The organism is Cryobacterium sp. MLB-32 (genome assembly GCF_000738085.1).
Taxonomy (GTDB): domain Bacteria; phylum Actinomycetota; class Actinomycetes; order Actinomycetales; family Microbacteriaceae; genus Cryobacterium.
In genome coordinates, this window is sequence record NZ_JPRS01000011.1 from 1 (window position 1) to 9533 (window position 9533).

11 protein-coding genes are annotated in these 9533 nt (G+C 64.2%); 8 read left to right on the plus strand and 3 right to left on the minus strand.

Features of this window, described 5'->3' with window-relative positions:
- From JF66_RS02450 to JF66_RS02480, 7 genes are all read left to right on the plus strand, one after another.
- A partial coding sequence (locus tag JF66_RS02450) for a sugar transferase (protein ID WP_035874674.1) occupies positions 1-227 on the plus strand: 227 nt, incomplete at its 5' end.
- Positions 227-853: an acyltransferase gene (locus JF66_RS02455; protein WP_051973033.1), complete on the plus strand. Its 627-nt coding sequence runs from the start codon at positions 227-229 to the stop codon at positions 851-853. The genes JF66_RS02450 and JF66_RS02455, both read left to right, overlap by 1 nt.
- Positions 850-2256, plus strand: a complete 1407-nt coding sequence (locus tag JF66_RS02460; protein WP_081882093.1) for a glycosyltransferase family 4 protein — start codon at positions 850-852, stop codon at positions 2254-2256. The genes JF66_RS02455 and JF66_RS02460 overlap by 4 nt, the downstream gene beginning before the upstream one ends.
- Before the next feature lie 467 nt (positions 2257-2723).
- Positions 2724-3395, plus strand: coding sequence for a hypothetical protein (locus JF66_RS02465; RefSeq protein WP_035874677.1), 672 nt, complete (start codon positions 2724-2726; stop codon positions 3393-3395).
- A gap of 29 nt (positions 3396-3424) precedes the next feature.
- Complete coding sequence (locus JF66_RS02470) at positions 3425-4246, plus strand: hypothetical protein (RefSeq protein ID WP_035874680.1); 822 nt, start codon at positions 3425-3427, stop codon at positions 4244-4246.
- Positions 4247-4326: 80 nt separating this feature from the next.
- Positions 4327-5619 carry an O-antigen ligase domain-containing protein gene (locus JF66_RS02475; protein ID WP_156109624.1) on the plus strand — a complete coding sequence of 431 codons (1293 nt, stop codon included), beginning with the start codon at positions 4327-4329 and terminating at the stop codon, positions 5617-5619.
- A complete protein-coding gene (locus JF66_RS02480) occupies positions 5616-6587 on the plus strand; it encodes a glycosyltransferase family 2 protein (RefSeq protein WP_051973035.1) in 972 nt (323 codons plus the stop codon). Before JF66_RS02475 ends, JF66_RS02480 begins: the two co-directional genes overlap by 4 nt.
- A 5-nt stretch (positions 6588-6592) precedes the next feature.
- Here JF66_RS02480 and JF66_RS02485 read toward each other — a convergent pair whose 3' ends face one another.
- Both JF66_RS02485 and JF66_RS02490 read right to left on the minus strand, forming a co-directional pair.
- Positions 6593-7246: a polysaccharide deacetylase family protein gene (locus JF66_RS02485; protein ID WP_035874682.1), complete on the minus strand. Its 654-nt coding sequence runs from the start codon at positions 7244-7246 to the stop codon at positions 6593-6595.
- The gene (locus JF66_RS02490) at positions 7243-8118 is read right to left on the minus strand and encodes a glycosyltransferase family 2 protein (RefSeq protein WP_035874685.1); all 876 of its coding nucleotides are present in this window, start codon (positions 8116-8118) and stop codon (positions 7243-7245) included. The genes JF66_RS02485 and JF66_RS02490 overlap by 4 nt, the downstream gene beginning before the upstream one ends.
- 98 nt (positions 8119-8216) lie before the next feature.
- Here JF66_RS02490 and JF66_RS02495 point away from each other — a divergent pair, with 98 nt between their 5' ends.
- Positions 8217-9083 carry a hypothetical protein gene (locus JF66_RS02495; protein ID WP_197059299.1) on the plus strand — a complete coding sequence of 289 codons (867 nt, stop codon included), beginning with the start codon at positions 8217-8219 and terminating at the stop codon, positions 9081-9083.
- A 100-nt stretch (positions 9084-9183) separates the two neighbouring features.
- On the opposite strand, the gene JF66_RS23465 is transcribed toward JF66_RS02495, so the two are convergent.
- Positions 9184-9533: hypothetical protein (locus JF66_RS23465; RefSeq protein WP_035874688.1), on the minus strand; the 350-nt coding region annotated here is incomplete at its 5' end.

The window sequence follows — 9533 nt, forward strand, 5'->3', positions numbered from 1 at the left end:
CATCCTTGCCACGAGAGGTGCAGCAGTATGAAACACACGTGCATCGCCGGCTGTACATCAAACCGGGTCTCACCGGTATGTGGCAGGTCAGCGGCCGATCGAATCTCAGCTGGGAAGAAAGCGTTCGCCTCGACCTCTATTACGTCGAGAATTGGTCCCTGGCCGGCGATCTCATGATCATCTGGCGCACCATTCAAGTGGTTATTCACCCCGTAGGAGCGTACTGATGAGCACCACCCCCGTATCCGCGCCCACGGCCGACGCTCCCGCGCGAATAGCGGAGACCGCCGACATCGACGAGCGCGCCATCATCGGCGCGAACAGCCAGATCTGGCACCTCGCACAGGTCAGGGAACATGCGCGGGTCGGCCCGGGCTGCATCGTGGGGCGGGGCGCGTACATCGGCCCGGGAGTCGTCCTGGGCCGCAATTGCAAGGTTCAGAACTATGCGCTCGTCTACGAACCGGCCGTGCTCGAAGACGGGGTCTTCGTAGGCCCGGCTGTGGTGTTCACCAACGATGTCTTTCCCCGTGCCATCAATGTTGACGGTACCCGCAAGACCGCCGACGATTGGCCCATGGTCGGCGTCATCGTGCGCACCGGCGCCTCGATCGGCGCGCGCGCGGTCTGTATAGCTCCCGTCACGATCGGCCGCTGGTCGATGGTGGCGGCCGGCTCCGTGGTCACAAAGGATGTTGCGGAATTCGCTCTCGTGGCCGGAGTACCGGCCAGGCGCATCGGCTGGGTAGGCCGTAGTGGCGTCGCTCTGGAGGCCGCCGACAATGGCCAATTCATCTGCCCGTCCACCGGTGAACATTACACCGAGACTGAAGGGATTTTGACACTCTCATGACCCGCCAGACCCGCCTGAAAACACCCGGCATCCCCGGAACCCGCGTCCTCATCATCGTGCAGAACCTTCCCGTTCCATTGGATCGCCGGGTATGGCTCGAATGCCAGGCCCTGCAGTCTCAGGGATACTCGGTCTCGGTCATCTGCCCGAAAGGTCCAGGAGACCCAGCGAGGGAGATCATCGACGGCATCGCGATCTACAAGTACCGGCCGGCGCCGGAAGCCACGGGGGCCCTCGGCTTCGCGATTGAATTCGCTTTGTGCTGGATCCGGACCGCTGCTCTGTCCCTCGTCGTCCGCCGTGAGCGCGGCTTCGACGTGATCCAGGCCTGTAATCCACCCGACACGTACTGGCTCTTGGGCCTCCTCTGGAGGCGCTTCGGTGTGCGCTTCATCTTTGACCACCACGACCTCAACCCCGAGCTGTTCCTGTCGCGGTTCGGACAGCCGCGGGGCGTCGCCGCGCGCTTCCAGTACAAGACACTGCTGTGGTTGGAGCGCATGACCTTTCGGGTCGCCGACCACGTCATCTCCACCAACGATTCCTACCGCGCCATCGCCATCCGTCGTGGAAAGCTCAAGCACAGTCAGGTGACCGTGGTGCGCAGCGGGCCGGACACGCGTGTCATGCGGCCGATCCAACCGTTCGCTGAAGTCGGACTGATGCAGGAATCACTCCTCGTCTACCTCGGCATCATGGGGCCGCAGGACAACGTGGACAAGGTGCTCGACGTGATGAGCCTGCTCGTGCACGAGCGGGAACGAAAGGATGTCCGAGCCGTGTTGATGGGGTTCGGCGACTGCCTTGAGGCGCTCCAGGCACAATGCACCTCACTGGGCCTCGATCCGTACGTGCATTTCACGGGGCGGGTCGGGCCTGAAACCATCGCCAACTACCTCAGCGCGGGTGACATCGGCCTCGGACCCGACGAGAAGACGCCCCTGAACGATCTCTCCACGATGAATAAAACGATGGAGTACATGGCCTACGCGCTGCCCTCGGTGTCGTTCGACCTCGCGGAGACACGGGTGTCGGGCGACGCGAGCGCGATTTACGTTCCTTCCGGAAACATTGAGGCGTTCGCGGATGCCGTGGAGAGGCTTCTCGACGACCCGGCGGCGCGCGCCGACCTCGGTCGCGCGGCCCGGGCACGGGTGGCCAGTCAGTTGGATTGGCAGCACCAGGCGCAGGCCTATGTGCGGGTATTTGACACCGTTCTCGGTCGCGAACAGAACGCGGTGCGCGCCGCCGCGTGGCCATTCGCTAATGTCGGCGTTCCCGACGACGACAGGCGCATCGATCTTGACGACGCCAACGCGTACGGGGAGTTCCTCCTCAACAGAGGCCGCCGACACCCGCTTCCCGCGACGGTCGAATCCATCGCTGCAACCACGCGGGCCTAGGGAGATGCCCGGAATTCCGCGTACCCACCGTGTGAGCGGAGTACCCGTCGCGAGCGGTATCCTCGGCGCGATGTCGCGAACGCAGGCGCATCGGGGATCGGCGGGCCACACACCTGTCCATCGGCGCACCCTGCCCATGACGGCGTCCCGTTCGGCGGTCCGTCAGCACCCCCCGGACGGGGCCTCCTCACGGATCCGTCGCACGCTACAGTCAAATCCTGCGCCGGGGTACGCCTGCCGTCTCATTCGACCCGGGCTTCCGGCGCGACTCAGAGCATGTGCCACATCGAAACTGTAAACCGAACCTCAGGAATAATTGTGTCCTCACACTCGCGCGGCCTGCTCTGCCGGCGACAGGCGTTCATCACCTCCACTCAACAACACCCCCCGACCTCTGCCCGCGCTCGGGCGTGCACCGTTCTGCTCGGTGTTGTGCCGTGCCATCGTGGTGCACACGGCCGCCGCTGATGAGTATTCGTGAGATCCTCTCCGCCATGGTCCGTCACTGGTATATTCCGATCGCGTTGCTGGCCTGCGCGGTTCTGATCACCTTCATGCTTGCGCGTGATGGGGGGATTTACAGCACGAACACTGTGGTCTCGTTTATGCTCCCCACCACGACAACCTTGTCGCCCTACAACGGGACCAGGGACTCCAGCGTCATCACGTTTGCCGGGGCCGTCGTGCGCGAGACGAACAACGGGCAGCCTCCCGCCCGATTTTCGACGAGCGATGCCCCCTTCTACGGCACAGGGGTGCGGGAGGGCTCAGTCGTCGATCTGGCAGACTCTGGCAGTCAATGGGCGTCGACCTTCAGCAAATCGGATGTGGAGATTCAGATCGCGGGGCGCACCGTCGACTGGGTCGAGACAAGGCAGAAAGAGCTGGTGGATCGGGTCCTAAGGATCTCCAACGCCGAACAGGCTGCTTTGGGAATTCCGCCGAAAGACCGGATCACGGCAACGGTGGCACCAACCACCATGCAGATCGTCTATGTCTCGTCATCGCGAACCAGTCAGCTGGCCGCGGGTGCCGCGATGGTCGCCGCCGCGCTGATAGTTGGCGCCTGGGGCTCGATCGCGTGTGACCGATTGCGCTTGCGTCGGCGAACTGCCGTGCGCAGTACGTCCCTGAATTAGTACCCTCGCAGTTCGAAAGGAACGCCATCATGTATTTCACCGACACCCTACGCGGCCTCTGGCGCCGCTGGTATATCGTCGTACCGGGGTTGCTCATCGCGGCCTCACTGGCCATCGGTGCCTGGAACCTGATTCCCCCGGGATACGAGCGCTCTTCAACACAGCTCCTTATCCCCGGGGCAGAGAGCATGCCGGTCGGGGCAAACCCTTACCTGTTCCTGGGGGGCCTGGTGCCCGCGGCCGATGTCATCGTGCGTGCGGTGGGCTCGGCGAATCTGCTCGATGAAGTGGTTGCGGACAACCCCGGAGTCAAGGTCGAGGTCTCTCGCGACACGACGACCGCGGGGCCGGTCATCCTCATCGTCGTTACCGCGCCGACAGATGCCGCCGCCCAGAAAGTGCAGGGGCTGCTCGTCGAGCGGACCGCAATGGTGCTCGACGACATACAGTCGAAAGAGGGCATCGCGGCACAGAATCGCATGACCGTTTTGCCCGTCACCATCGACAACCGCAGCGTGCTCCAGGAACGTAACCGATTCATCGCTGTGGGCACCGTCGGTTTCGTCGGACTCGCGCTGACTCTACTGCTGGCGGGCCTCGTCGAAGGATTCAGCCGGAATCGAAAGCGGGACGGGGACAACGCGGCGAACGACGACGGACACCCAACAGCCACCCCGGACGCCGCCAATGTGACCAGCCCCTCCTCAAAGCTGTTGACCCCTACGCCGACGCGAGCGCCCGTACCGTCCGGTCCGTCCGCGGGATCGTCCGGGCCGTTCACCACGCGCGACCAGTCACACGAGGACACCGAACAGGATGTGGCGGCATCCACTCTGAGCCATCCACGGTGAGCATCATGCCTCCAGTGCACTCGTCGTCACGAATCGTATCCACGGCCAGCGGCCTGAGCGCTCGACGCCGAGGCGATGCCGTGACGATGCTGACCGTGTATCTGGTGCTGCTTCTGGCAATCCCCTCTGGGGTGGTGATCACCGCGCTCGGCGCGCTCGGGCGCCCGTCCTTGATCTGGGGTCTCGTCCTCCTCTGCTGGTGGGTCATCGCTCGTCTGCAGATGCTCGCCTCCGATTCGAGGCTGAGTTTTCAGCCGGTACGATTCACGTTTGTCGCATTCCTCGTGCTCGTCCTCGTGAGTTTCGCCGTTGCCATGCTGCGCGGTCAGCCGGAAGACCAGGTCAGCCCCGCTTTCACAGCGCTGATCCGGCTGCTGTCCTGGGCGGGCGTGCTCCTTGTCGCGCTTGACGGCATCCGCACGGTGACGGATCTCTCCAGCATGGCGCGCCGGATTGTCGTCGGCGCAGGATTCCTCGCGGCACTCGGCCTCCTCCAATTCCTGACGGGGCAGGGAATCGTCGACTTCTTCGGAACGATTCCAGGGCTGAGCATGGAGGGGGGCATTCAGGAGCGTGCGGGAGTCATCCGGTCGTCGGGAACGGCAATCCATCCCCTCGAGTACGCGACCGCGATCATTGCTTCCCTTCCGCTCGCCATCGCCGCGGCGCTGTCGCGCGGCTTCCGTTCGAATCTCTCCCGTGGGGGCCTCTGGTATTGGCTGCCCGTCGCGCTCATCTCTGCCTCGGCACTGGTCGCCGTTTCTCGTTCGGCCATCATCGGCTTTGCCGTGGCCGGAATTTCGATGATTCCCGCGGTCCCCGCTCGGTTTCGCGCCGCCGCCATCGGCGTCGGCACCATTGTCGCCGTGGCGATCTTCGCGGCGTCCCCAGGATTGCTCTCGGCGACCATCCGGCTGTTCTCAGGCGTCGTATCGGATCCCAGCACGCTGTCTCGAACGAGAGGACTGGAGCTGGTGCCCCAGTTCATGTCACCGTCCCCGGTGATCGGATCCGGTTTCGGCCTGTTCCTGCCCAGGTACTATATTTTCGACAATCAATGGGTGCTGATCGCCATCGAGTTGGGCATCCTGGGGCTCCTGAGCTTCCTCGCACTCTTCCTGGCGGGCATCTGGAGCGCCCACCAAGCGCGGCGTTCCGGCAACGCCGACATCCGGCTGCTGGGTCACGCTCTGGCGGCATCGCTGTTCACCGTCGCCGTTCTTTTCGCCTTCTTTGACGGGCTCTCCTTCCCGATAGCGGGCGGCATGCTGTTCCTCCTGGCCGGGTTGTGCGGAAGCCTACCGGCCGTCGTCGACGCGACACGAGTTTCCGAAGCGCTCCATACGAGCCGATACAGAGGGGTCATCCAGTGACAATTGCCTCGAGCACCTCGAGCACCGGGGAAAGCCCGAACGAGACGCCGCGAACGACAGAGCCCCAGCACGTTGATGTTGCGGCCGTTGTCGTCACGTACAACAGCACACGCCACGTGGGCGACCTCCTCGACAGTCTGCCTGCGGCGTTCGCCGGCCTCACCTATTCCGTTGTGGTCGTCGACAATGACTCCACCGACGGAACGCCAGAACTCCTGGCCCGTCGGCCCGATTGCACTGTCATACGGGCCTCGAACGATGGATACGCGGCCGGAATCAATCGAGCCGTCCTCGACTCCCCCGAAGCGGCCACGATCCTCATTCTCAACCCCGACGCCACGCTCGACCCCGACTCGGTGCCGCGGATGCTCGAGGTTCTGCGACGACGGCCCGGTGCGGGCATCATCGCACCGCGCGTGCGCGAGGAAGACGGCAGCCTGTCCCCAACGCTGAGGCGGGGACCGACGCTCGGACGAGTCGGCGGTTTGAGCTTTACGGGGCTGCCGGTCTTCACCGAGCGGATCGAGATTCGGAGCGAGTATCAGAATGAGCACGAGGTCGACTGGGCTGTGGGCGCGGTCCTCCTTGTCGACCGCCACTGTTTTGACGCCCTGGCGGGCCTCGACGAGTCTTTCTTCCTGTACTCGGAGGAGACGGATTTTAGTCTCAGGGCTCGCGACGCGGGCTGGAGCACCGTGTACACACCCCGCGCCGGCGCGATGCATATCGGCGGAGGGTCAGGCGAAAGCGCTGCCACGCACACGATGCAGATGCTCAACCGGATACGTATTTATCGCCGCCGCACCGGCACCCTGCGGGCATGGCTCTACTTCAGCTTGACGATCGTGGTCGAGCTGAGACGCGCGATCCTCGGACAGCGCATGTCCTGGACGACGGTTCGCGCGCTACTGCGGCCCTCGCGCCGCCCTCCTCAGCTCAGTGCGAGCGCCGCACTCCTGCCGTCGTAGCGACCTCAGCGGATCCGTTTGACCCTGCTTGCCAGCAGATTTCGCACGTCGCGCACGCCTGGCCGGTGGGTGATCACCGAACGGATCGATTCCAGCGTGTCATTCGCGGTCACGCTGTAGCGTGCCTGAATCCACGAGGACGAACGCGCGGGGAGCCTATCGCTCGTGTACACCGTTCGGTAGCCGACCCGCCCCAGCCGCCCGAGCAGTTGACGATCGTACCGACCGAGTGGGAGGGCAGCATCGTCGATCTCGCCGCCGCTGGCCTCGGCGAGGGCCGTGCGCGCATCCACGAGCTCCGTACGTGCCTCGTCGTCACTGAGTCCGCGCCAGGGCACATGCGTCCAGCCATGGCTGCCGATCGCCATTCCGGCACTCCGGAGCTCTGTGAGATCGGACGAGGACAGACTCGCCGGATCGTCTAAGCGGCCGGCGAGCGCAAAGAACGAGGCGCGTAACTCGCGCTCGCGCAGGGCCGGAAATGCAATCGCGACGTCTGAATGGTTGCCATCGTCAAAACTCAACCTCACCAGCGGGTTGTCGTGCACCTCGTCCAGGATGCGAAGGAAAAGGTCCTCTGTCACCCAGTAGCGGGACTCACCCGTTTCCCGCTCGCGAACGATGTTACCGATGCCGTGGAAGCAGAGGTTGGTGATCATTCCGCTGCTCCGTTCGCACGTGACGGCTGGGTTTGCCGAGTGCTGTCATCCCGACCCCAGCCTTCGCCCGGCTTCACCGTGCGGCGCGCCAGAATACCCGCGATCAGCGTGATCAGCACGTACGGAACCGCCGCCGGCAACAGTCGAGGGTGGGGCAGCACGACGTCGTGCAGCCAGGCCCAGCGGTCTGCCGCTCGGACCGGAACGTCGATCGCTCCCCGCGAGGCGGCAGCCCTCATATCGGCATTGCCCCGTCTCACTCGGACCAGTCGACGCACCAGGTCACGCGTCGTGAACGGGGCTGCCACCACGACCTCGACGAGGCGTGCCTCCCTCTTCTCGTCAGCGGTGAACTGAGAATCGAGGAAGAGGTCGTCCGCGATCATGGCCGGAAAAGAGTCGAAGCGTGCCCGGCCTTGTGCCGACAGGGCAATGAGCCCACGTCCGAACAGTCCCGTCCGAAATGCAGGCAATTTTTCGTTGATCGAGAAGTACGCGCGAACGGTCCAGGGCCGGCCGGTGGTGTCCATGCGGCGACGAGGAACCACCGCGAGCACGTGCGGGGTCTCCGCAAGGTATCTGACCAACTCAGCGAGCCCACCCGGAGGCAGGAGGATGTCGGCGTCGAGGTAGATACGGGGAAAGCCGGTGGCGGCCAGGTCGCCCGCGTTGAGGGCTGCGGCCTTGCCCGGCTCCGGGCGATCGATCACAATGACGCCGGGGCGTGTTGCCAAGGCGGCCGTCCGGTCGGTGCAGCCGTTGGCGCTGACGACGACCTCGATGGCGTCGCGCGTCTCCTGGGCAAGCAGGGAGTCAAGGCTGTGCCCGATCACGTTCTCTTCGTTATGGGCGGCGATCACGATGCTCGGCATGGGATTCCTTTCGGCGGGACATCACAAGGCCAAACAACGAGCGCCTTCGTTGAGAATAGTACCGGTGCGGGGGTGCCGCGTGCCGTACTATTCGGCTCATGGACCGTACGAAAATAGACGTTCGACCGATCATGGCCGAGGACACCGATGCGGTCTCCCGGTTTCTCCACAGGCACCTGAATGCCCGGGTAAGTGCCGTGGCGTGGGGGGCGCTGCTGACGCCCCCGTGGAGTGGCGCTCCGCCCAATCGCGGGTTCCAGCTTGTTGCCAACGAGACGATCGTCGGCGCGTACATCGCGGTGTACTCCCAGCGCGACGTCGACGGCGAAACTCGCAGGTTCTGTAATCTTGCTGCGTTCTGCGTGCTCGAGGAATATCGGGGCCACAGCGTTCGCCTGATGCGTGCCATACTCGCCCAAAAGGGGTTCGAGTTCACCGACTTCTCGCCGAGCGGAAACGTCGTGGCGCTGAATCAAAGACTCGGCTTCGCCGCGCTGGACACCGCAACCCGATTGGCGCTGAACGTGCCATACCTCCCACGACGAGGGCTCACGATTTCGGATGATCCGGCCGTGGTGGAGGGCATCCTGTCCGGGCAGGACGCTCGCGTGCACGACGACCACCGGGACGCCTCTGCAGCTCGCCATATCGTCGCGATTGAAGACGGTGAGTATTGCTATCTCATCATTCGCAAGGACCGCCGCAAACGACTTCCACTCTTCGCATCACCGTTGTATGTCGGAGGAAGTCTGGACCTGCTCCGGTCGGCGTGGCCGCACATCGGCTCCCACCTGCTGTTGCGTCATGGCGCCGTGGCGACGTTGGCCGAGCGGCGTGTGCTGGGGTTCACCCCCGCGTTCGCTTTCGATCTTTCCGCGCCCCGGGCGAAGATGCTCCGCAGCACGAACGTACGACCAGAGGCAGTCGACTATCTCTACAGCGAGCTGACCCTCGTGGAATGGTAGGTGACGGGCGGCACAAGGGCCCCCGTGAACCGATCCGCGTCTGCTGACGCGCATCGGCTACGGAGGCCCTCACCGCGCGCTCAAGCGCGCCTTGGTGACTTTAGAGCGCCGGAGGAACGATCGTTCCGTCCAACCAGCGGTTGTTCACCCACTGGTTGCCAGCACCCGAGGAGTCGAACGCTGTCACCGGCCCGTACGAACCGCACTTCGCATACAGTGCGTTTCCGAAGGTGTTATCCAGGAATCGGACGTTCGACGAGGGGCGTGCCGCGTTGCCCTTCGGCTCGCCACCCGCGTACACGCAGTAGCCACCACCGTCAAACAGGTTGCCCTGCACGAGAGTATTCGTGAAGGCACTGCCCTGATTCAACAGTGAGACTGCCGCGGTGAAGTTGTACGCCGGCCCAGCGGTCAAGCGGTTGTTCGTGATCGTGATGTTCGGCCCACCCG

What these genes read in the sequence shown, in the direction of transcription:
- JF66_RS02455 (WP_051973033.1), top strand. Translation starts at nt 227, where the DNA reads ATGAGCACCACCCCCGTATCCGCGCCCACGGCCGACGCTCCCGCGCGA.
- JF66_RS02460 (WP_081882093.1), top strand. Translation starts at nt 850, where the DNA reads ATGACCCGCCAGACCCGCCTGAAAACACCCGGCATCCCCGGAACCCGC.
- JF66_RS02465 (WP_035874677.1), top strand. Translation starts at nt 2,724, where the DNA reads ATGAGTATTCGTGAGATCCTCTCCGCCATGGTCCGTCACTGGTATATT.
- JF66_RS02470 (WP_035874680.1), top strand. Translation starts at nt 3,425, where the DNA reads ATGTATTTCACCGACACCCTACGCGGCCTCTGGCGCCGCTGGTATATC.
- JF66_RS02485 (WP_035874682.1), bottom strand. Translation starts at nt 7,246, where the DNA reads ATGATCACCAACCTCTGCTTCCACGGCATCGGTAACATCGTTCGCGAG.
- JF66_RS02490 (WP_035874685.1), bottom strand. Translation starts at nt 8,118, where the DNA reads ATGCCGAGCATCGTGATCGCCGCCCATAACGAAGAGAACGTGATCGGG.
- JF66_RS02495 (WP_197059299.1), top strand. Translation starts at nt 8,217, where the DNA reads ATGGACCGTACGAAAATAGACGTTCGACCGATCATGGCCGAGGACACC.